Source organism: Allostreptomyces psammosilenae, from assembly GCF_013407765.1.
Lineage (GTDB): Bacteria > Actinomycetota > Actinomycetes > Streptomycetales > Streptomycetaceae > Allostreptomyces > Allostreptomyces psammosilenae.
In genome coordinates this window covers 10,001-31,955 of the sequence record NZ_JACBZD010000002.1, presented here as the reverse complement: position 1 = coordinate 31,955, position 21,955 = coordinate 10,001, and the positions used below count along the sequence as shown (strand labels likewise).

The following is a 21,955-nucleotide window of genomic DNA, read 5'->3' as shown; positions in this document are numbered from 1 at the left end:
GGAACCACTGCGGACGAGGAGCTGCGTCTCATGGACGGCATGAATTCCACCCCCAACGGAAGGCTCACCTCCGAGGGGGCGCCCGATCGAGCGCGCCTGACCGCTACCCCGAGTGACGTCCCACCGCCCGGAGCGGCGGTGGACGAGCAGGCCGCCGACCCGGCCGCCGGGCCGGCCGACCCGGGCGCCGCCATGGAGACCCCCGTGGGGGACCGCGCCGACGCCGCCGGACTGACCGACGGCGACGACGACGGCTACACCCCCGTCGTCGAGGACATGGCCTTCGAGGATCCCGCCGACGGCACCACCGCGACGCTCACCGGCCCGCGCGCCCCGGTCGCCCCCGCCGCGCCCGAGGAGGAGGAAGAGCTGCCCCCGGGCCGCTTCCTGGAGCGCGAGCGCAGCTGGCTGGCGTTCAACGAGCGCGTCCTGGAGCTCGCCGAGGACCCGGACACGCCGTTGCTGGAACGCGCCAAGTTCCTGGCCATCTTCGCCAGCAACCTGGACGAGTTCTTCATGGTGCGGGTGGCCGGCCTGAGCCGCCGCATCGCCACCGGCGTCGCCGTGCGCTCGGCCTCCGGCATGCAGCCGCGCGAGGTCCGCGAGCTGATCTGGCGGCGCAGCCGCGAGCTGATGGCCCGGCACGCCGCCGCCTTCCACAACGACGTCAACCCGGCGCTGGCCGCCGAGGGGATAGACGTGGTGCGCTGGGAGGAGCTGACCGAGCCGGAGCAGACCAAGCTGCTGTCGCTCTTCCTGCGGCAGATATTCCCGGTGCTGACGCCGCTGGCGGTCGACCCGGCGCACCCCTTCCCGTACATCTCCGGGCTGTCGCTGAACCTCGCGGTGATCGTCCGCAACCCCACCAGCCGCAAGCGGCACTTCGCCCGGGTCAAGGTGCCGCCGGTGCTGCCGCGCTTCGTGGAGGCGTCCCCGCAGCGGTTCGTGCCGCTGGAGGACGTGATCGCGGCCAACCTGGACCAGCTCTTCCCCGGCATGGAGGTGCTCGGCCACCACGCCTTCCGGGTCACCCGCAACGAGGACCTGGACGTGGAGGAGGACGACACCGAGAACCTGCTCAAGGCGCTGGAGAAGGAGCTCCAGCGCCGCCGGTTCGGCCCGCCGGTGCGCCTGGAGGTCGAGGAGTCCATCGACCCGCACGTGCTGGACCTGCTGGTGCGCGAGCTGAAGATCCGCGAGGAGGAGGTCTACCCGCTCCCCGGCCCGCTGGACCTCTCCGGCCTGTTCGCGATCGCCTCGCTGGACCGCCCGGAGCTGAAGTACCGGCCGTTCGTGGGCGGCACCCACCGGGACCTCGCCGAGGTGGAGACGGCCTCCGCGCCGAACATCTTCGAGGCGCTGCGCGAGCGCGACGTGCTGCTGCACCACCCCTACGACTCCTTCTCCACCTCCGTGCAGCGGTTCATCGAACAGGCCGCCGCCGACCCGGACGTGCTGGCGATCAAGCAGACGCTCTACCGCACCAGCGGCGACTCGCCGATCGTGGACGCCCTGATCGACGCCGCCGACGCCGGCAAGCAGGTGCTGGTGCTGGTGGAGATCAAGGCCCGCTTCGACGAGCAGGCGAACATCGCCTGGGCGCGGAAGCTTGAGGAGGCCGGCTGCCACGTGGTCTACGGCCTGGTGGGGCTGAAGACCCACTGCAAGCTGTCGCTGGTGGTGCGGCAGGAGGGCGGCACGATCCGCCGCTACTCGCACATCGGCACGGGCAACTACCACCCCAAGACGGCCCGCCTGTACGAGGACCTCGGCCTGCTCACCGCCGACCCGCAGGTCGGCGCCGACCTGTCGGACCTGTTCAACCGGCTCTCCGGCTACTCCCTGCGGGAGACCTACCGGCGGCTGCTGGTGGCGCCGGTGTCGCTGCGCGACGGCCTGATCGCCCGGGTCGAGGAGGAGATCGCGCACCACCGCGCCGGCCGCCCGGCGTTCGTCCGGATCAAGGTGAACTCGATGGTGGACGAGGCCATCATCGACTCCCTGTACCGGGCGTCCCGGGCCGGGGTGCCGGTGGACCTGTGGGTGCGGGGCATCTGCGCGCTGCGGCCCGGGGTGCCCGGGCTGTCGGAGAACATCCGGGTGCGCAGCGTGGTGGGCCGCTTCCTGGAGCACTCCCGGGTGTTCGTCTTCGGCAACGGCGGGGATCCGGAGGTCTGGATCGGCAGCGCGGACATGATGCACCGCAACCTGGACCGGAGGATCGAGGCGCTGGTCCGGGTGGTCGACCCGGCCCACCGCGCGACCCTCGACCACTTCGTGGAACTGGGTACCTCGGACGGCGTGACCTCCTGGCACCTGGGACCGGACGGCACCTGGACGCGGCACACCACGGACGCCGAGGGGCGCCCGCTGCCGCACGTGCAGGAGCTGTTGATCGACGCTCGGAAGCGCAGGCGTGTCAGCTCGAAGCTCTGACGGGCCCCGTGCGGCGGCGGCCACCGGGGCCGTCGGCCGTCCCGGCCCCACACCGCGTCCCGACCCCAGCCAGCGCCCCGGGGGGCCACCGATGCACGACGACGGACCGCCGGGGCGGCGGTCGCTGCCCGGCGCGGACGCGGTGCCGTCCGGCGCGCTGCTCCACGAGTACCTCACCGCGCAGGCGGCGGAGTTCCTGCGGCGGCTGCCGCGGCTGCGGGAGGAGCCGGCCGGGCTCGCCGCGATGCTCGTCACCATGCGGCGGATCGACTCCTGCCTGACGGCGTTCTCGGCGCTCTTCGACCACCTGTGGGCGCAGGGGCTGCGGGACGAGCTGGACGAGATGTCCGCGGCGCTGAGCCAGGAGGAGCGAACGGCGTCCCGGCTGGGGCGGCTGCTGCAGGGCCTGGACCGGCTCTCCGGCACCGTCCCGGTCGGCGCCGACCAGCGGCACGCCGGCCACCCGGGGCACGGCTCGGCCGCCGCCGGCCTGGACGGCGTTGCCCTGGTCGGCGAGCCGGTCGACAGCGGGGGGCGGGGCGCGTGGGGGGAACGGGGCGGGGCGACGGCGCCGCTGGTTCCGGCGGCCCGCCGGTCGGGGCGGCGGGCCGGCACGGCGCCGGAGCCGTCGCAGGGCGGCCCGGTGGTCGGCCTCGCGGACCACCCGGGGGTTCCCAAGGCCCGGATCCTGCTGACCCGGCGTTCGGGGGTGACCCGGGAGCGGGCGCACACCGACTCGCTGCGGCTGATGCACTCCGAGCGCTTCCACGCGCTGGCCGACCGGATGGCGATGCTGACCACGGACGTGCCGTTCACCCCGGCCGCGGACCTGCCGGCGCGCTCCGCGCTGCTGCCGCTGATCGCCGAGGCGCACCGCAAGCTGGTGGCGCAGGTGGGCCTGCTGCCGCTGGGGGACGCGGCGACGCCGTACAACGGGCAGGGACTGACCCCGGCGCACCAGGACGCCGACTGGCGGCGCACCCACCTGCTGGCGGAGCGCTGCCTGGACGCCGCGGAGGCGTGCCGGCCGGCGTTCGGCGGGAGCCTGGCCGACCTGTGCCGGGCCCTGGGCGCGCTCACCCGGCTGCTGGAGCTGCACCGGCAGGCGGTGGACGCCGCGGAGGCGGCCGCGCTGGCCGCCCGGGCGCCGCGGATCACCCCGGAGACCGCCTACGCGCTCGGGGTGCTCCACGCGGACCAGCGCCGGGACGTGGAGCGGGCGCGCTACGCGTTCGGGCTGCTGTGGCCGGACGTCGCGGCGGCCGACTGGCTGCACTGGGAGTTCCCGGACGCCACCCGGCGCTGACCGGCCCCCTGGGGTGCGCCGGGTGCCGCCTGCCCTGCGCCGCGTGCCGGTACCCCTCCGCCGGGAGCCTCCGCCGGGTGCCGTGCGTCGTACCCGGTGCCGCGTACGGCGCGCCGCGTACGGTGCGCCACCGCGCCGAGGGGCGCGCGGATCACCACTCGGTCACAGAACGGTTGACCCCATCCACCCTGGACAATCCGGACATCTGCCAACGAAGCTGGCGCCGTCAGGTAACGAAGTCACCGGGCGTTCACAGCCAGTCCATGGATTGATCAATTTCAGTACTCCACCTGGACCCCATAGGTTCATCCCCTGTTCACCCAACGCCCCGGGGAGCTTCACCTGCCCTGCTTACGTTCGCAGTCACCGGTGGTCATCGGGATCAGACGGCCCCGGTTGGATTGACATCCCAGGAAGGGACCACTTCAGGTGAAGCTCAACCGGAACGGCCGTCTCAAGGGCCTCGCGATCGGCACCGCCGCGGTCGTCAGCTCCCTCACGCTGGTCGCCTGCGGCTCCGACGACAACACCGGCGGCGACAGCGGCGGCTCCGACACCTCTGCGACGACGGGCGCCGTCGCCTGCCCGGAGAGCCCGACCGAGCTGATGGCCTCCGGCTCCAGCGCCCAGAAGAACGCCATGGACGAGTGGGTCAAGGCCTACCAGGCCGCCTGCGAGGGCGCGTCCGTGAACTACCAGTCCGTCGGCTCCTCCTCCGGCCGCACCCAGTTCCTCGAGGGCACCACGGACTTCGCCGGTTCCGACTCCGCCATCAAGGAGGACGAGCTGACCCAGTCCGAGCAGCGCTGCGAGGGCGGCCGGGCCCTGAACCTGCCGATGCTCGCCGGCCCGATCGCCATCGCCTACAACCTGGAGGGCGTCGAGGACCTGGTCCTGGACGCGCCGACCATCGCCGGCATCTTCGACGGCTCCATCACCAAGTGGAACGCCCCGGAGATCGCCGCCCTCAACGAGGGCGTCGAGCTGCCCGACACCGACATCCAGGCCTACCACCGCTCGGACGGCTCCGGCACCACCGACAACTTCACCAAGTTCCTCGAGGCCGCCGCCCCCGACGCCTGGACCTACGGCACCGGCTCCGACTGGAGCGGCCCGGCGGACGCCACCGGCGCCCAGAGCGCCAAGGGCAGCGAGGGCGTCACCAAGGGCGTCGAGGAGACCCCGGGCGCCATCACCTACGTCGAGGTCTCCTTCGCGGAGAACTCCGGCCTGTCCACCGCGCGGATCGCCACCGGCGCTGCCGAGCCGGTCGCGGTCACCCCGGAGGCCGTCTCCACCACCATCGCCGGCTCCGAGATCACCGGCACCGACGGTGACCTCACCATGTCGCTGAACTACGCGACCACCGAGGACGGCGCCTACCCGATCGCGCTGATCACCTACGAGATCGTCTGCAGCACCGGCAACGACGCGGAGAAGCTGGACGACCTGAAGGCCTTCCTCAACTACACCGCCAGCGAGGCCGGCCAGGGCCTGCTCCCGGACAACGGCTACGCCGCGCTGCCGACCGAGGTCGCCGAGCAGGTGCGCACCACCATCGACTCGCTGTCCTGACCCGGGCCGACCGGACCAGCGGTCGGCGGAGGTGATCACGCCCAGTCGGTTTCCCCGGATTCTCGGGGGGAATTCGGGGACCGACCGGGCGCGCTCCTCCGCCGACCGCTGACGGCCACCCCCGGCACCGCCCCGCCGGTCCCGGGAACGGCCACCGCGACAGCCCCGCACACATGTCCGCTACCGACATCCGGTGCACCGCCACGCAGCGCCCGCCCACGGTGGGCGCGAGACCGGAGAGAGCATGAACACCTCCTCGCCGCAGGGCCCCGCCGACCGGGACCCGGGCGCGGACCGGGCCACCCCCGGATCCGCCACGACCACCGACGGCCGCCCGCAGGACACCCGTCCGAGCACCGTCGTCCCGCAGAAGACCCCTCAGGACGCCCACCACGACGACACGGTGGCGCAGGACACCCTGGCCCTCGGCCGGCCGGCCGACGCCGTCTCCGCCGCGGCCAGCGCCACCGCCGTGGCCAGCCCCACCGTCGCCGCCTCCGGCCTCGCCGCCCGGGGCACCGACACCCCGCCGCCGCTGGCCGCCGACGCCCCGCGCAGCGCCGTCCGCCTCGGCGACCGCCTCTTCAGCGGCGCCTCCCGCGGCGCCGGCATCGCCGTGCTGGTCATCATGGGGGCGATCGCCGTCTTCCTGGTGGTCCGCGCGATCGACGCGCTGGCCGCCAACGAGGGCAACTTCCTCACCACCGTCGAGTGGGACGCCAACAGCAACCCGCCGGTCTTCGGCGTCATCGTGCTGGTGATCGGAACCCTCGTCAGCTCGATCATCGCCATGGTGCTGGCCGTGCCGGTCGCCATCGGCGTCGCGCTGTTCATCTCGCACTACGCGCCACGCCGGATGGCCCAGCTGCTCGGCTACGTCATCGACCTGCTGGCCGCGGTCCCCTCGGTGATCTACGGCCTGTGGGGCGCGTCCTTCATGGTGCCGCGGATGACGCCGCTGCACGACTGGCTGGACGCCTACCTCGGCTGGATCCCGATCTTCGACAAGAGCTCCCCCGGCGCCCGCACCCTGCTGACCGCCGGCGTGATCCTCGCCATCATGATCCTGCCGATCATCACGGCGGTCTCCCGCGAGGTCTTCCTCCAGGTTCCGCGCGCCCACGAGGAGGCCGCCCTGGCCCTGGGCGCCACCCGCTGGGAGATGATCCGCACCGCCGTGCTGCCCTTCGGCCGCCCCGGCGTGATCAGCGCCTCCATGCTCGGCCTCGGCCGCGCCCTCGGCGAGACCATCGCCGTGGCCGTGGTGCTCTCCACCAGCTTCCGGCTCTCCTGGTCCATCGTCGACCCGGGCGGCTCCACCATCGCCGCCAACATCGCCAACGCCTTCGGCGAGGCCAGCGGCTACGGCGTCGGTGCCCTGATCGCCACCGGCCTGGTGCTGTTCGTCATCACCCTGCTGGTCAACGGCGCCGCGCGAATGATCATCGCCCGCCGCAAGGAGTTCTCGGGGGCCAACGCATGAGCACCATCACCACCACCCAGGGCCCGGGCAGCCGCCTGGACCTCACCGCCGGCCGACTGCCCAACTGGGCCCCCCGGGCCATCCTGGTCGGCGGCCTGGCCGCCGGCTACCTGCTCAACCTGGTGATCCTGGGCGCCGACCCCGGCACCTTCGGCGGCCACGCCGGCGCCGTGGTGATCGGCGCGGTGCTCTACGCCGCCGTGCTGATCGGCGTCTCCGCCCGCGTCGAAGGCGCCCGCAAGGCCCGCGACCGCTTCGCCACCACCCTGGTCACCGGCGCCTTCGCGCTGGCCCTGCTGCCGCTGGTCGGCGTGCTCTCCTACACCGTCATCGAGGGCATCGGCGGGCTCACCCCGTACTTCCTGACGCACTCCATGAACGGCGTCGGCGCCCGCGACGACAGCGGCGGCGTCTACCACGCCCTCGTCGGCACCCTGCAGCAGGTCGGCATCGCCACCCTGATCGCCGTGCCGATCGGCATCCTCACCGCGATCTACCTCGTCGAGTACGGGCGCGGCACCCTCGCCCGGGCCGTCACCTTCTTCGTCGACGTGATGACCGGCATCCCCTCGATCGTCGCCGGTCTGTTCGTGCTCTCCTTCTGGATCCTCATGCTGGAGATGGGCCCGTCCGGCTTCGCCGGCTCCCTGGCCCTGACCATCCTGATGATCCCCACCGTGGTCCGCTCGGCCGAGGAGATGCTGCGCCTGGTGCCCAACGAGCTGCGCGAGGCCAGCCTCGCCCTCGGCGTGCCGAAGTGGCGCACCATCCTGCGGGTCGTGCTGCCCACCGCCATGGGCGGCCTGGTCACCGGCGTGATGCTGGCCGTCGCCCGCGTCACCGGCGAGACCGCCCCGGTCATGCTGCTGGTCTTCGGCACCCCCAGCATCAACATGAACCCGTTCGACGGCGCGCAGTCCTCGCTGCCGCTGTTCGTCTACAGCCAGTACGGCGAGCCCAACGACTTCGCCCAGGAGCGGGCGTGGGCGGCGGCGCTGCTGCTGATCATCATCGTGATGGCGCTGAACCTGGCCGCGCGGCTGATCGCGAGGTGGAGGGCACCCAAGGGCGGGCACTGACCCGGCCGTCCCCGGCCACACCCCCGGCCGGAGCCCCCACCGTCGAGACGAACAGACTTCACGGACGAGAACGAGAGCGAAGAACCATGGCCAAGCGCATCGACGTCAGCGGACTCAACGCCTACTACGGCTCCTTCCGCGCCATCGAGGACATCTCGATGACCATCGAGCCGCGATCCGTCACCGCCTTCATCGGCCCCTCCGGCTGCGGCAAGTCCACCTTCCTGCGCACCCTCAACCGCATGCACGAGGTGCTGCCCGGCGGCCGGGTCGAGGGCAAGGTCCTCCTGGACGACCAGGACCTCTACGGCGACGGCGTCGACCCGGTCGCCGTCCGCCGCACCGTCGGCATGGTGTTCCAGCGGCCGAACCCCTTCCCCACCATGTCCATCTACGAGAACGTCGCCGCCGGCCTGCGGCTGAACAACGGCCGGCTGCGCAAGAGCCAGCTGGACGAGGTGGTGGAGCGCTCGCTGCGCGGCGCCAACCTGTGGGCCGAGGTCAAGGACCGGCTGAACCGGCCCGGCGCCGGCCTGTCCGGCGGCCAGCAGCAGCGGCTGTGCATCGCCCGCGCCATCGCGGTCGAGCCCGAGGTGCTGCTGATGGACGAGCCCTGCTCGGCGCTCGACCCGATCTCCACGGTCGCCATCGAGGACCTGATCGGGGAGCTGAAGGAGCGGTTCACCATCGTCATCGTGACCCACAACATGCAGCAGGCCGCCCGGGTCAGCGACCGCACCGCCTTCTTCAACCTGGCCGGCATCGGCATGCCCGGCCGGCTGATCGAGATCGACGCCACGGAGAAGATCTTCTCCAACCCGTCGGTCCAGGCCACCGAGGACTACATCACCGGCCGCTTCGGCTGATCCCACCGGCCGCCGCCCCCGGACGGCCTCCCCCCCAGACGGGTTTCCCGGTGCGCGTGGCGGTGCCACCAGGAAACCGACAGCCGGCCCCCGCTGCCCCGGCAGGACAGCGGGGGCCGGCCTGTGTCCGGAGCCGTGCCCGCGTTCGGACCGGGTCCCGCGTTCGGACCGGGTCCCGCGTTCGGACCGGGTCCCGCGTTCGGACCGGGTCCCGCGTTCGGACCGGGTCCCGCGTTCGGACCGGGTCCCGCGTTCAGACCAGGGTCAGCGCCGCGTAGCTGAGCGCGGCCACCGCCGCCGCCGCCGGGATGGTCACCACCCAGGCCACCACGATGTTCCCGGCGACCCCCCAGCGCACCGCCGACAGCCGGCGGGTGGCGCCCACGCCCATGATCGCCGAGGTGATGGTGTGGGTGGTGGAGATCGGCGCGTGGTAGATGAACGCCGTCACGTACAGCACCGTCGAGGCGGTCGCCTCCGCGGCGAAGCCACGCGGCGGGTCCAGCTCGATGATCTTCCGGCCCAGCGTGCGCATGATCCGCCAGCCGCCCGCGTAGGTGCCCAGCGACAGCACCAGGGCGCTGCTCACCACCACCCACACCGGCACCCCGTCCCCGGTGTGGTGTCCGGTCACGGTCAACGCCAGCACCATGATGCCCATCGTCTTCTGGGCGTCCTGCAGGCCGTGCCCCAGCGCCATGGCCGCCGCCGAGACGGTCTGCGCGATCCGGAAGCCGCGCTTGGTCCGGCCCGGGTGCGAGCCGCGGAAGATCCACAGGATCGCGCACATCACCAGGTACCCGAGCACCATGCCGACCAGCGGCGACAGGAACATCGGCAGCACCACCCGGTCCAGCACCCCGTCCCAGTGGACGGTGCTGGACGCGGCCATCGCCGCGCCCACCATGCCGCCGATCAGGGCGTGCGAGGACGACGAGGGCAGCCCGAAGTACCAGGTCACCAGGTTCCAGATGATCGCGCCCAGCAGGGCCGCCAGCACGATCCGCAGTCCGTCCAGCCCCTGCGGCGGGTCGATGATCCCCTCTCCCACCGTCCGGGCGACGCCCTCCCCGAGGAACGCGCCGATCAGGTTCATGACCGCGGCCATGACCAGAGCGGCGCGCGGGGTGAGCGCCCGGGTCGAGACGGAGGTGGCGATCGCGTTCGCCGCGTCGTGGAAGCCGTTGGTGTAGTTGAACGCCAGGGCGACCGCGATCACCACGATCAGTGCGAAGAACTCCACGCGGTCAGGACTCCTTGACCACGATCGTCTCGATCGTGTTGGCCACCCGCTCGAACGCGTCGGCCGCCTCCTCGAGCGAGTCCACGATCTCCTTGAGCTTGAGCACCTCGATGGCCTCGTAGCTCCCGTTGAACAACTGCGCCAGGAGCTTGCGGTGGACCTGGTCCGCCTGGTTCTCCAGGCGGTTCACCTCGATCCAGTACTCCGTCAGGTTCTCCATGGTGCGCAGCCGCGGCATCGCCTCCGCGGTCAGCTCGGCCGCCCGCACCAGCACCTCGATCTGGTACTCGATGCCCTTGGGCAGGTCGTGCACCTGGTACAGCACGACCAGGTCGACCGCCGCCTCCATGGCGTCCATCACGTCGTCGAGCGCCGAGGCCAGCGAGTAGATGTCCTCGCGGTCGAACGGCGTGACGAACGACGAGTTCAGCTGGTGGAAGATCGCGTGGGTGGCGTCGTCGCCGGCGTGCTCGGCCGCCCGCATCCGATCGGCGATGTCACCCCGCGCGCTCGGCTCGGCCCCGAGCAGCTCGGTCAGGATCCTCGAACCGGTGACGAGGTTCTCCGCCGACGCGGCGAACATGTCGTAGAAGCTCGTCTCCCTGGGGGTCAGACGAAAGCGCACTTCAGGTCTCCGATGTGCAGGCGGGCGGTCTTGTTGATGCTAGGTCGTCCTGACCGGAAACGCGCAAGCCAGGGGAGGACAACAAGCACCTTGTACCCGCGTCCGGAGCCGTCGAAGGGCGAAGATCCCTACGGACAGCGGGCGATCGGGCGCGGTGTGCGCTTGAGCACACCGCCGACGCGCCACCCGATCAGCCGCCCCGCGGCAGGGGAAGCAGCCGCGGCGCACTCCCGACCGATTCTTTCCGGCCACCGCGGGCCACCCGGAGCACCTCGTCGACGCGGGCCATCTCCATCGGTCCGTCACACGCCGACGCCGCGATGATCAGCTCCGCGCACAGCTCGATCTCGGCGAGCGCCACCGCGGTCTGCCCGTCCTCCGCCGCGTCCCAGGCCTCCGCCCGGAAGGCGCCGTCCGCCCGGAACGAGCGGGCCGGCCGGGAGCGGCAGGGGCGCTGCGAGGACGCGGCCGACCCGGCCGACGCGGGGCACGCCCGGGGTATGAGCACGGCTACTCGACCGCGCCCGGCTCGTGGATCAGGTCGGAGGCCGGCATGGCGACGTCCACCGGCGCGCCGAACTCGCTCAGCAGCGTGGTGGTGGTGACCTCGACCTCGGTGTCCGCCGGCTCCTGCCCGTCCTCCGCCGGCGCCGCCGCGAAGGCCAGCCGCTGCACCACCTTGTGCATCCGCCCCTGGTCGTCCAGGTAGACGTCGAAGGGGATCCGCGCCGAGGACAGGTTCAGCGACGCCTGCCGCAGCGCGTCCGACGTCGGCGCGTCGGCGATCTCCGCGGCCCGGGCCAGGTCGCTGACCCCCTTGAAGTGGTGCACCCGCACGCCGCCCAGCGTCTCGGTGCCGACCAGCTCCGCCTCCTGCACCCCGAGCAGCACCTGCGCCGCCGTGTACGGGTCCGTCCCGCCGCCGCTGATCAGGTTGCCGTCGCTCAGCTGGAGCACGTTCACCCGGACCCAGTGCCCCTCCGGGACGTCCGCGCCGCCCTGCATGTACAGCGCGTCCGGCGCGAACAACTCGGCCATCGTCCGGCTGGCGCCCTGCGCCCCCGCCCCGGCGGCCGCCTCGCCGCCGCCGATCGCCGACGCGCCCTCCGGCACGACCACCGTCAGGTCGCCGAGCCGGCGCTCGAAGTCGTACTCCCCCTCACCGGTGACGGTGACCTCCTCGCCACCGGAGTTCATCACCAGCTCGGTGGAGGTGACCGCCGAGCCGGCCGCCGCGGTGTTCTGCGCCGCCGCCCGCACCGCCACCAGCGGATCCGGATCCAGCCGTCCCGGCGTCCCGGTCTCCGCCTCCTGCGGTCCGGAACCCGCCTCCGCGCCCCCCGCACAGCCGGCGGCCCCGAGACCGAGCAGCGCCCACAGCGCCACGGCCGCCAGGCGCCCTGCCGAGGGCGCGGCCCCGCGGGCGGTACGGTCCTGCGACAACGGATAGCTCATGCCAGACACCAGCCCTCGACGAGGCCGGCCCGGCCCCGGTGCGATCCACGCGACGTCAACTGCGCGGGGCGACCGGCTCCTGCTCCAGACGCGGCGCGCCCGGCTGGCCCGCCGGCGACACCCCGACAGGAGAACGACGCCCGCCCCCGCCGGTTACGCCGAGCGGGCCAGTGCCACCACCCGCCGCCGGGACCCGCGGCCGGCTGACGGACGGCCCCGCCACGCCCTGGGGCCGGTTCAGGTCGTCCCCGGAGCGGTCCGGGCCGCCCCGCCGCCCCGGCCGCCGCGACCCGCCGCCGGCCGCCACCAGGGGCCGCAGCGGCGTGCCCAGGAGCGCCCGCACCACCACGGCGCACAGCGCGTGCCCCGGCGTCGCGAGCAGCAGCACCACCGCGGTGCCCAGCGCGAACCCGCCGAGCACGTCGGTCGGGTAGTGCACCCCCACGTACAGCCGGCCGAAGCCCTGGAAGGCGGCGACCAGCACGGCCAGCACGCCGATCCGCCGGTCCACCAGCAGCAGACCCACCGCGATGGCCATCACCAGCGTGGAGTGGTCGCTGACGAAGGTGTAGTCCTCCTTGCCGTGTACCAGCACCGTCAGGTCCGGATGGGTCACGAACGGCCGCGGACGCTGCACCACCTCCCGGATGGGCACGTTCACCACCAGCGCCACCCCCGCCGCCAGCGGGGCCCACAGCACCGCGGCGACCGCCCGCACCGGATCCGCCGACGTGCGCGCCCGCCACCACGCGTACAGCGCCAGGCCGAACAGCACGGCCGGCAGGCCGTACTCGCCGAGGAACGCCATCGGGCCGTGCGCCCACTCCGTCGCCCGCGCCACGTCGTTGACGCCGCGCAGCAACGCGACGTCCGGACCGAGGTCCTCCGCGGCCACCAGCACGCTCACAACCGCCTCCGTCTCCCCCGGCCGCACCCGGGCACCGGCGCGACGACACAGCCCGCCCACCCACCGGAATCAAACGTTCCGGCAACTCCGGATGAACGGAACGCTACCAAGCCGCAAGGGAGTTGGCGCATCGACCCCGCGCAGTAGTGGACGGCGCACACAGCGGAGCGGTTGCAGGAGCGGCCTACTCCTGGGCGAGCGCCGTCTCCCGGGGACGGGCCGGCCCGACCACCTGGCCCTGCTCGTCGCGCTCCGGCAGCGCCGCCGCGGCGTCCGTGGTCACCCGGGTCGCGCCGATGTAGTCCGGCTTGTCGATGTCGTCGTAGCGGATCACCGCGCCCGTGTACGGCGCGTTGATCATCTTCCCGCCGCCGACGTACAGCCCCACGTGGTAGATGCTCCGCGGATCGTTCAGATCGTGCGCGAAGAACACCAGGTCCCCCGGCAGCAGCTGGTCACGCGACGGATGGCTGCCCGCGTACCACTGGTCGTTGGCCACCCGCGGCAGGGCGATGCCGACGCTCGCGTACGCCGCCTGGGTCAACCCCGAGCAGTCGAACCGGCCCCCCTCCTCGGGCCGCCCCTCACCACCCCACAGGTACTCCACACCCAGCTTCGACTGCGCGTAGTAGATCGCGCCCGCCGCCTGCCCCGAGTACGCCACCACCTGCTCCGGCGCCTCGAAACTCGGCACCAGGGAGGTGATCCGCTCCACGTACCCCCGGGTCTCCTCGTACGGCGGAATCCCCGAGTACCGGATCACCGCGTACGGCCCGGCGTTGTACGCCGCCAGCATCAGCTCGCTCGGATCCCCCGGCACCTCGGCCACGTAGGAGGCCACCGCGCAGTCGTACGAGGCCGCCGACGGAATGGCGTCCTGCGGATCCCAGACGTTGCGCACGCCGTCACCGTTGGCGTCCATGCCGTGGGTCTCCCAGGTGCCCGGCATGAACTGGCCTATCCCGCTGGCCCCCACCGGGCTCACCGCCCGCGGGTTGAACCCCGACTCCTGGTACAGCTGCGCCGCCAGGATCGCCGGACTCAGGGCCGGGCAGAGGTTGCCCCACTCCTGGATCAGCGCCGCGTACTCCGCCGGCACCGTCCCCGCCGCCAACCGTCCCGACCCCCCGGCGCCGTTCGACGACGTCCCGCCCCCGGCCGCCACGAACACCCCGGCCACCAGGAGCGCGAGCAGCGCGAACGGCAGCGTGACGGCCAAGCCGACCACGGTCCAGCCCCTGCGGCCCACTCGGCCACTCCCTCCCTCGGGCCGCCACGACCCGCCACCCGGCCGGGCGCACTGCCACGCCCCGCCGCGCCGCCGCCGGCGACCAACCCACGCACACCTCGGTGATGCCCAGCCGCACCGGTTCCCATGACAGCAACCGCCCGGCCGCCGGGCGCGACGACCGCGACGGGGGTGCCGCCGGGGCCCCGTCGCCCCGCCGCCAACCCACGTGCGCCGGCCCGCCACTGACGGTCCACCAATATGACGACTCGCCCACCCCCGTGTCACCCGTTCACCGTCTAACCTGGTGTCGACGCCTGGCCGAGGCCGCGGCGATCTGGTGGAGCGGGGCTCGGGGCCCGGACCGCCGGGCATCCGCCCGGCCCGGCCACGGGCCGGACGCCCCACCGGACACTCGTCGCCAATCAGCCAAGTCGGCCTAGCTTTCGGCCAAGATGGGAACCGACTTCTCGCCAGCGTCGGGCGAGCGGCTTAAATGCCCAAGAGGGTGGTGAGACCTATGTATCTGAGTGCGGAAGAGAGCCCGGCGCCCCAGACGGAGGAGGGCGCTGGCATCGACACCCTCATCGGCGGCATCGCCCCGGACTGGGGGCCGTTCGCCGAGCTGGGGGCCGAGGCCCGGGTCATGATCGAGGTGATCATGGCGGCGGCCCTGCTGCTGTGCCTGGCCATCGCCATATGGGGGGCCGCCCGGCAGCGCATCGGCGCCACCGCGCTGCGCGACACCTTCAGCGCGGAACAGGGCAAGGGCCTGATCATCGCCGGGCTCACCGGCGTGTTCATCATCGGCTCGCTGGGGACGCTCTTCACGATCGTCTACGGCATGGCCATCTGACCCGCGCCGCCCCGAATGGACGTAACTGCCCCCGCGGGACGCTACGACGACACCCACCGTGAACCGGGTCGTACGCCCGAGGGAAGATCGCGATGCCTGTGACCGACGACCAGCCGAACACGCGCACCCGGCTGCCCGCCGAACCGGGTGCGCCCGCGGTCCCCCCGCGCGCGCACCCGGTGCGCTCCCTCCTGACCGTCATCGGCGTCGTCGTCCTGCTGCTCGGGGCCGTCGCGGTCGCCGGCCGGCTCGACGGCCAGGGCGGCGACACCCCCGCCTCCGCCGACGGCGACGGTTCCGGCACGCCCGCCACCAACCCGACCGCCCCCACCGGCACCGCGCCCGTCGCCGCCGGCGCCGACGGCATCGCGGTCGGCCACCCGCAGACCGAGCAGGGCGCCCAGTCCGCCGCCGCCAACTACGTCGTGGCCCTCGGCTCGGACCGCATGTTCGCCACCGACACCCGGCACGCCATCGTCGTCGCCCTCACCGCACCCGAACAGGTCGACGACTGGCAGGCCCGCCTCGACGACACCTACGCCGCCCTCGCCTCCCAGTACGGCCTCGACGACCAGGGCGCCTCCACCGACGAGGACCTCACCTTCGTCTGCCGCACCATCCCCGTGGGCACCCGCGTCGAGGAGTACACCCCCGAACGCGCCGTCGTCTCGGTCTGGAACACCGGCCTGATCGGCCTGGCCGGCGAGGGCTCCACCCAGCCGGTCACCGAGTCCTGGGCCACCACCACCCTCACCCTGGAGTGGCAGGGCGGGGACTGGCTGATCAGCGACCAGCGCCAGGAGGAGGGGCCGGTCCCGATCAGCGGAATCCAGCCCGCCTCCGGAGCCGAGGAGATCGCCGAGGCGATCTCGGAGTTCGGGGGATTCAGCTATGCCCGTTAGAAGCCCCTCGCCCACTCCCTCCCCCAGCCCCTCCGCCTCCTTCGACTCCTGCGAACTCGTCCCCGGCGCCGCCCAGGCCGGCTGCCAGCAGGGCACCGGCACCGTCCCCCAGCTGCCCGGCAGCGAGGTCGTCGACCCCCTCGGCTCCCTCGCCGCCGGCTGCGCCGAGGCCGCCTCCTGGGTCATCACCCGGCTCTCCGACGCCATCGTCGACACCACCCAGGTCGACTTCACCAACGCCGGCTTCCTGCGCCAGTACGCCGTCGTCTTCGCCGCCTCCACCGTCCTCACCCTCGTGCTGTGGCTGCTCGCCATCGCCAAGCGGGCGGTGCGCGGCGTCCCCATGGGACAGGCCTTCAGCGAGGCGATCGGCTACCTCTGGCTGACCGTCCTCGCCTCCGCCTTCACCCCGCTGATCCTCTACACCCTGGTCGCCGTCACCGACTCGCTCACCGAGGTCATCGCCAGCGGCACCCAGGACGGCACCGACCGCTTCCTCGGCGGCTTCGCCGAGGCACTCGACCCGGCCAACGACATCGGCGGCGGCCCGATCGTGCTGATCCTGGTCTCCCTGCTTTCCGTGCTCGCCGCCGCCGTGCTCTGGCTGGAACTGCTGATCCGCGCCGCCATGCTCTACGTCGGCGCGCTGCTCGGCACCATCGTCTACTCCGGCCTGGTCGACCGCTCCCTGTGGCGGCACGTCCGCCGCTGGGCCGGCCTGATGCTCGCCATCGACCTGATCAAGCCGGTCATCATCATCGTGCTCGGCCTGGCGGGAGCCGTCTCCGTCGGCGGCGACGAACCCGACGCCTTCTCCGCCATCCTCTCCGGACTGGCCATCCTCGCCCTGTCGATCTTCGCCTCGGTCGCCATCTACCGCTTCGTGCCCGGCTTCGGCGACGACATGGTCGCCCTGCACAGCGCCCGCCGCCAGGCCGTCTCCGGCGGCCGCGCGGCCATCAACGGCACCGCGAACTTCGTCAAACAGGGCATCAGCACCCACGGCAGCCGCGGCACCGCCGAGGCCCGCCCGGGCCCCCAGCGCTCCGGCGCCGCCCCGAGCGCCGCCAGCGCGGTCACCCCGGGAATCGCCGCCCACAGCAGCCGCGGCACCGGCCGCACCGCACCACCGCCGCCCGCCCCGCCCGGCCTCACCGGCCGCGCCGGTGACCAGCCCCGCGGCGCGAACCCAGGGGGAGACAGGTGACCACCCAGCCCGTCGGCCACCACCAACGCCGCACCTACCTCATCGGCCGCTCCCGCCCCAACGCCATCATCGGCCGCAACCGGGAGAACGGCGAGCTGGCCGTCATCGTCCTCGGCGCCTTCCTCGGCATGATGTCCGGCCTGCTCATCCCGCCGCTCGCGCTGCGCCTGGCCGGACTGGTGGGCCTGCCCGCGCTCGCCCTCGCCGTCGTCTACATGCCCTACCGCGGCCGCACCCTCTACCGCTGGCTGGAGATCGACCGCTCCTACCGCCGGATCGCCCGCCGCGGCGGCGTCTACCGCTCCTCCGCCATGGAGGCCGGCACCCGGCTGGACGGCCGGGAGGTCGAGGTCGGCGCCCCGCCCGGGATCGGCCGGCTGCGCTGGCTCAGCGCTCCGTTCGGCCCCGACGAGGTGGCCGTGCTGCTGCACGTCGAGCGCCGCACCGTCACCGCCGCCATCGAGATCGAGGGCCCCGGCGTGGGCCTGCGGGACGCCGAGGACCAGGAGGCGCTGGTCGATCGGTTCGGCACCCTGCTCAAGCACGTGGCCAACGGCGACGGCTTCGTCACCCGCCTGCAGATGCTGGCCCGCACCCTCCCCGCCGACCCGGACGCCCACGCCAAGGACGTCGAGCGCCGCGGCGCCGAGGACGCGCCCCGCTGGCTGAAGGAGTCCTACGACCAGCTCGCCTCCATGGTCTCCACCTCCAGCGAGCAGCACCGCGCCTACCTGGTCGCCTGCATGCACTACAGCCGCGAACTCGCCGCCGAGGCCTCCGCCATGCTCAAGGGCGACGACGGCCTGGCCGTGGTGATGGCCCGCGAGCTGGCCGACATCTGCGCCCGGCTCACCGAGGCCGACATCCGGGTCCGCCAGCCGCTCGGCCAGGCCCGGCTGTCCTCGCTGATCCACTCCATGTACGACCCCGACCACCCCATCGACCACATCCAGGCGATGAGCCGGCGCAACGCCTGGCCGGCCGAGCTGGACGCCACCCAGCCGCAGTTCCTCCAGGCCAAGACCCGCGAGTCGGCGACCCGCGACTACTGGTGCCACGCCACCGCCTGGATCAAGGAGTGGCCGCTCACCCCGGTCGGGGTGAACTTCCTCGCCCCGCTGCTGGTGCACACCCCGGACGTGATCCGCACCGTCGCCGTCACCATGGACCTGGAGCCCACCGACGTGGCGATCGAGCGGATGCTCACCGAGAAGACCAACGACGACGCCGAGGCCTCCCGCGCCGCCCGGATGAACCGGGTGGTGGACCCGCGCGACATCGCCCAGACCGGCCGCGTGGACCAGCGCGGCGAGGACCTGGCCAGCGGCGCCGCCGGCGTCAACCTGGTCGGCTACATCACGGTCTCCTCCCGCAGCCCCGAGCAGCTCGCCCGCGACAAGCGCACCATCCGCGCCTCCGCGGGGAAGAGCTACCTCAAGCTGGAGTGGTGCGACCGCGAACACCACCGGGCGTTCGTCAACACCCTCCCGTTCGCCACCGGCATCCGCCGGTAGCGGCCCGAACCGCGGACCCGAACGGCGGACCCGGGGGCGGGCAGCGCGCGCGGAACCGACGGCGGACCAGCAGGCTGATCAACGACAAGCGGACCAACGGACCAGGAGGTCGACATGCCGAACCCGATGGACGCGATCGTCGACGCCTTCACCGGGATGCTCTTCGGCCGGGTCGAGACCACCCGGCTCCCGGTCCGCACCTCCACCGGACAGGCCCAGGCCGTCTACCTGCCCACGGCCGCCCCGGGCCTCGGCGACTCCGGCGTGATCATCGGACGCGAGGTCTACTCCGGCAAGGGCTACATCTACGACCCCTTCCAGCTGTACGGGCAGCAGCTCCCCGCGCCGCACTGGCTGGTGCTCGGCGAGTCCGGCAACGGCAAGTCCAGCCTGGAGAAGACCTACGTGCTGCGCCAACTGCGCTTCCGGGACCGCCAGGTGGTGGTGCTGGACGCGCAGGGCGAGGACGGCGTCGGGGAGTGGAACCTGATCGCCGAGGCGCTGGGCATCACCCCGATCCGGCTCGACCCGATGGCGGCTCGCGACGGCGGCATCCGGCTGAACCCGCTGGACCCCGCCATCACCTCCACCGGCCAGCTGGCCCTGCTGCGGACCATCGTCGAGGTCGCCATGGGCCGCGGCCTGGAGGAGCGCGCCGGCTTCGCCCTGAAGGCCGCACACGCCCACGTGCGGGCCACCGTGACCGACCGGCAGCCGGTGCTGGGCGACATCGTCGACGTGCTCCGCCACCCCACCCAGGCGGCCGTGGAGGCCCTCAGCGTGGACGTGGAGGACGTCCGCTCCTGGGGCCTGGACGTCGCCCTGGTGCTGGACCGACTGGTCGACGGTGACCTGCGGGGCATGTTCGACGGGCCCACCACGGCCGGGATCGACCTCGACGCGCCGCTGATCATCTTCGACCTGTCGCACATCGACCGGAACTCGATCGCCATGCCCATCCTGATGGCGATCGTCGGCGTGTGGCTGGAGCACACCTGGATCCGCCCCGACCGTATGAAGCGGATCTTCCTGGTCGAAGAGGCCTGGCACATCATCAACAGCCCCTTCGTCGCCCAGCTGTTCCAGCGGCTGCTGAAGTTCGGGCGCCGGCTCGGCCTGTCGTTCGTGGCCGTGGTCCACCACCTCTCGGACGTGGTGGACGGGGCGGCCGCCCGGGAGGCCGCGGCGATCCTGAAGATGGCCTCCACGCGGACGATATACGCCCAGAAGGCGGACGAGGCGCGGGCCACCGGCCAGGTGCTCGGCCTGCCGCGCTGGGCGGTGGAGATCATCCCCACGCTGACCCCGGGCATCGCGGTCTGGGACGTCAACGGCAACGTACAGGTCGTCAAGCACATCGTGACCGAGGCCGAGCGGCCCCTGGTCTACACCGACCGGGCGATGACCGAGGAGGCCGCCCAGGCGGTCGAACGCCGCCGGCTGTCCACGCCGCCGGCGCCGGGCCGTGGCCGTGCGGGCTCCTCCGTGGCCGTGGGCGGCGACCCGACCGACTCCCGTTCGGCGCGTTCCGCGACCGCCCAGCTGCTGCACGAGGAGATCTGGGACGCGGAACTCGCGGATGAGGACGAGACGGATGACACTTCGTCCACAACAGCCGGTTCGTGGCCGTTTGGGTGAGTAAAACCGCGACAAAGCGGGTAGATCTCTGCCGTCGTGGTCGGGCTGTCCGCGGCATCGCCGAACGGCCATCCTCCGGACGGCCCGGCCCACCAGAGGCGCCGCGGGAACGCGAAAAAGAGGTGTGGCCCCGACCGAACCAAATCGGTCGGGGCCACACCCCTTCACAAATATTCCGGCGGCGTCCTACTCTCCCACACACTCCCGCATGCAGTACCATCGGCGCTGTAAGGCTTAGCTTCCGGGTTCGGAATGTAACCGGGCGTTTCCCTCACGCTATGACCACCGGAAACCTTGGGAACACAAGGCAACCAGCAAATTATTCACTTAACACTGGTCCTGGTCATTGTTCCAGAACCACACAGTGGACGCGTAGCACCTATGGACAAGCCCTCGGCCTATTAGTACCGGTCAGCTCCACACCTCACAGTGCTTCCACACCCGGCCTATCAACCCGGTCGTCTACCGGGAGCCTTAACCCATCACGTGGGTGGGAGTCCTCATCTCGAAGCAAGCTTCCCGCTTAGATGCTTTCAGCGGTTATCCCTCCCGAACGTAGCCAACCAGCCATGCCCTTGGCAGAACAACTGGCACACCAGAGGTTCGTCCGTCCCGGTCCTCTCGTACTAGGGACAGCCCTTCTCAAGACTCCTACGCGCACAGCGGATAGGGACCGAACTGTCTCACGACGTTCTAAACCCAGCTCGCGTACCGCTTTAATGGGCGAACAGCCCAACCCTTGGGACCAACTCCAGCCCCAGGATGCGACGAGCCGACATCGAGGTGCCAAACCATCCCGTCGATATGGACTCTTGGGGAAGATCAGCCTGTTATCCCCGGGGTACCTTTTATCCGTTGAGCGACGGCGCTTCCACAAGCCACCGCCGGATCACTAGTCCCTGCTTTCGCACCTGCTCGACCCGTCAGTCTCACAGTCAAGCTCCCTTGTGCACTTACACTCAACACCTGATTGCCAACCAGGCTGAGGGAACCTTTGGGCGCCTCCGTTACCCTTTAGGAGGCAACCGCCCCAGTTAAACTACCCACCAGACACTGTCCCTGATCCGGATCACGGACCCAGGTTAGACATCCAGCACGACCAGAGTGGTATTTCAACAACGCCTCCACCACGCCTAGCGACGCGGCTTCACCGGCTCCCACCTATCCTACACAAGCCGAACCGAACACCAATATCAAGCTATAGTAAAGGTCCCGGGGTCTTTCCGTCCTGCTGCGCGAAACGAGCATCTTTACTCGTAATGCAATTTCACCGGGCCCATGGTTGAGACAGTCGAGAAGTCGTTACGCCATTCGTGCAGGTCGGAACTTACCCGACAAGGAATTTCGCTACCTTAGGATGGTTATAGTTACCACCGCCGTTTACTGGCGCTTAAGTTCTCAGCTTCGCCAACCCCGAAGAGTCGACTAACCGGTCCCCTTAACGTTCCAGCACCGGGCAGGCGTCAGTCCGTATACATCGCCTTACGGCTTCGCACGGACCTGTGTTTTTAGTAAACAGTCGCTTCTCGCTGGTCTCTGCGGCCACCACCAGCTCCAGGAGCAAGTCCCTTCACCAGCAGCGGCCCCCCTTCTCCCGAAGTTACGGGGGCATTTTGCCGAGTTCCTTAACCATGG

General features: G+C 71.7%; 17 protein-coding genes and 2 rRNA genes (1 of these 19 only partly in view). 11 read left to right on the top strand and 8 right to left on the bottom strand.

Features of this window, described 5'->3' with window-relative positions; all coding sequences use genetic code 11:
* The first annotated feature begins 39 nt into the window (after positions 1 to 39).
* The 6 genes from FHU37_RS22480 (at position 40) to pstB (ending at position 8,745) form a co-directional block, all read left to right on the top strand.
* Complete coding sequence (locus tag FHU37_RS22480; RefSeq protein WP_376774070.1) at positions 40 to 2,436, top strand: RNA degradosome polyphosphate kinase; 2,397 nt, start codon at positions 40 to 42, stop codon at positions 2,434 to 2,436.
* Positions 2,437 to 2,527: 91 nt separating this feature from the next.
* Positions 2,528 to 3,742, top strand: a complete 1,215-nt coding sequence (locus tag FHU37_RS22475) for a CHAD domain-containing protein (RefSeq protein ID WP_179816505.1) — start codon at positions 2,528 to 2,530, stop codon at positions 3,740 to 3,742.
* Positions 3,743 to 4,171: 429 nt separating this feature from the next.
* Positions 4,172 to 5,317, top strand: a complete 1,146-nt coding sequence (pstS, locus tag FHU37_RS22470; protein WP_179816504.1) for a phosphate ABC transporter substrate-binding protein PstS — start codon at positions 4,172 to 4,174, stop codon at positions 5,315 to 5,317.
* Between the two features lie 535 nt (positions 5,318 to 5,852).
* Positions 5,853 to 6,800 (top strand): phosphate ABC transporter permease subunit PstC, encoded by a 948-nt coding sequence (pstC, locus tag FHU37_RS22465; RefSeq protein WP_246451324.1) that lies wholly within the window; start codon positions 5,853 to 5,855, stop codon positions 6,798 to 6,800.
* Positions 6,797 to 7,879 (top strand): phosphate ABC transporter permease PstA, encoded by a 1,083-nt coding sequence (pstA, locus tag FHU37_RS22460; protein ID WP_179816502.1) that lies wholly within the window; start codon positions 6,797 to 6,799, stop codon positions 7,877 to 7,879. Before pstC ends, pstA begins: the two co-directional genes overlap by 4 nt.
* A gap of 86 nt (positions 7,880 to 7,965) precedes the next feature.
* Complete coding sequence (pstB, locus tag FHU37_RS22455) at positions 7,966 to 8,745, top strand: phosphate ABC transporter ATP-binding protein PstB (RefSeq protein ID WP_179816501.1); 780 nt, start codon at positions 7,966 to 7,968, stop codon at positions 8,743 to 8,745.
* Positions 8,746 to 8,998: 253 nt separating this feature from the next.
* Here the strand turns inward: pstB and FHU37_RS22450 are convergent, their stop codons facing one another.
* The 6 genes from FHU37_RS22450 to FHU37_RS22425 form a co-directional block, all read right to left on the bottom strand.
* Positions 8,999 to 9,988, bottom strand: coding sequence for an inorganic phosphate transporter (locus FHU37_RS22450; RefSeq protein WP_179816500.1), 990 nt, complete (start codon positions 9,986 to 9,988; stop codon positions 8,999 to 9,001).
* 4 nt (positions 9,989 to 9,992) lie between these two features.
* Positions 9,993 to 10,613 carry a DUF47 domain-containing protein gene (locus FHU37_RS22445; protein ID WP_179816499.1) on the bottom strand — a complete coding sequence of 207 codons (621 nt, stop codon included), beginning with the start codon at positions 10,611 to 10,613 and terminating at the stop codon, positions 9,993 to 9,995.
* A 190-nt stretch (positions 10,614 to 10,803) separates the two neighbouring features.
* The gene (locus tag FHU37_RS22440; RefSeq protein ID WP_179816498.1) at positions 10,804 to 11,121 is read right to left on the bottom strand and encodes a hypothetical protein; all 318 of its coding nucleotides are present in this window, start codon (positions 11,119 to 11,121) and stop codon (positions 10,804 to 10,806) included.
* Positions 11,122 to 11,123: 2 nt separating this feature from the next.
* Positions 11,124 to 12,068 carry an SCO4651 family lipoprotein gene (locus tag FHU37_RS22435; protein ID WP_179816497.1) on the bottom strand — a complete coding sequence of 315 codons (945 nt, stop codon included), beginning with the start codon at positions 12,066 to 12,068 and terminating at the stop codon, positions 11,124 to 11,126.
* Positions 12,069 to 12,123: 55 nt separating this feature from the next.
* On the bottom strand, positions 12,124 to 12,975 hold the full coding sequence (locus tag FHU37_RS22430) for a phosphatase PAP2 family protein (RefSeq protein ID WP_312892801.1): 852 nt from the start codon (positions 12,973 to 12,975) through the stop codon (positions 12,124 to 12,126).
* Positions 12,976 to 13,159: 184 nt separating this feature from the next.
* The gene (locus tag FHU37_RS22425) at positions 13,160 to 14,194 is read right to left on the bottom strand and encodes a C40 family peptidase (protein WP_246451234.1); all 1,035 of its coding nucleotides are present in this window, start codon (positions 14,192 to 14,194) and stop codon (positions 13,160 to 13,162) included.
* Positions 14,195 to 14,723: 529 nt separating this feature from the next.
* On the opposite strand from FHU37_RS22425, the gene FHU37_RS22420 reads away from it, so the two are divergent.
* The 5 genes from FHU37_RS22420 to FHU37_RS22400 all read left to right on the top strand — a co-directional run bounded on the left by FHU37_RS22420 (position 14,724) and on the right by FHU37_RS22400 (position 20,320).
* Positions 14,724 to 15,059, top strand: a complete 336-nt coding sequence (locus FHU37_RS22420; protein WP_179816495.1) for a DUF8827 family protein — start codon at positions 14,724 to 14,726, stop codon at positions 15,057 to 15,059.
* A gap of 92 nt (positions 15,060 to 15,151) precedes the next feature.
* Entirely contained in the window at positions 15,152 to 15,961 is an 810-nt protein-coding gene (locus tag FHU37_RS22415; protein ID WP_179816494.1) for a DUF8175 domain-containg protein, read from the top strand.
* The gene (locus FHU37_RS22410; RefSeq protein WP_179816493.1) at positions 15,951 to 17,168 is read left to right on the top strand and encodes a hypothetical protein; all 1,218 of its coding nucleotides are present in this window, start codon (positions 15,951 to 15,953) and stop codon (positions 17,166 to 17,168) included. Before FHU37_RS22415 ends, FHU37_RS22410 begins: the two co-directional genes overlap by 11 nt.
* Positions 17,165 to 18,682, top strand: coding sequence for an SCO6880 family protein (locus FHU37_RS22405; RefSeq protein ID WP_179816492.1), 1,518 nt, complete (start codon positions 17,165 to 17,167; stop codon positions 18,680 to 18,682). The genes FHU37_RS22410 and FHU37_RS22405 overlap by 4 nt, the downstream gene beginning before the upstream one ends.
* 114 nt (positions 18,683 to 18,796) lie before the next feature.
* Positions 18,797 to 20,320 (top strand): ATP-binding protein, encoded by a 1,524-nt coding sequence (locus tag FHU37_RS22400; RefSeq protein WP_376774048.1) that lies wholly within the window; start codon positions 18,797 to 18,799, stop codon positions 20,318 to 20,320.
* A 173-nt stretch (positions 20,321 to 20,493) separates the two neighbouring features.
* Here the strand turns inward: FHU37_RS22400 and rrf are convergent.
* Together rrf and FHU37_RS22390 are read right to left on the bottom strand one after the other, a co-directional pair.
* Positions 20,494 to 20,610: ribosomal RNA gene (gene rrf / locus FHU37_RS22395) — 5S ribosomal RNA — on the bottom strand.
* A gap of 91 nt (positions 20,611 to 20,701) precedes the next feature.
* Positions 20,702 to 21,955, bottom strand: a 23S ribosomal RNA gene (locus FHU37_RS22390) (it continues 1,848 nt past the right edge of the window).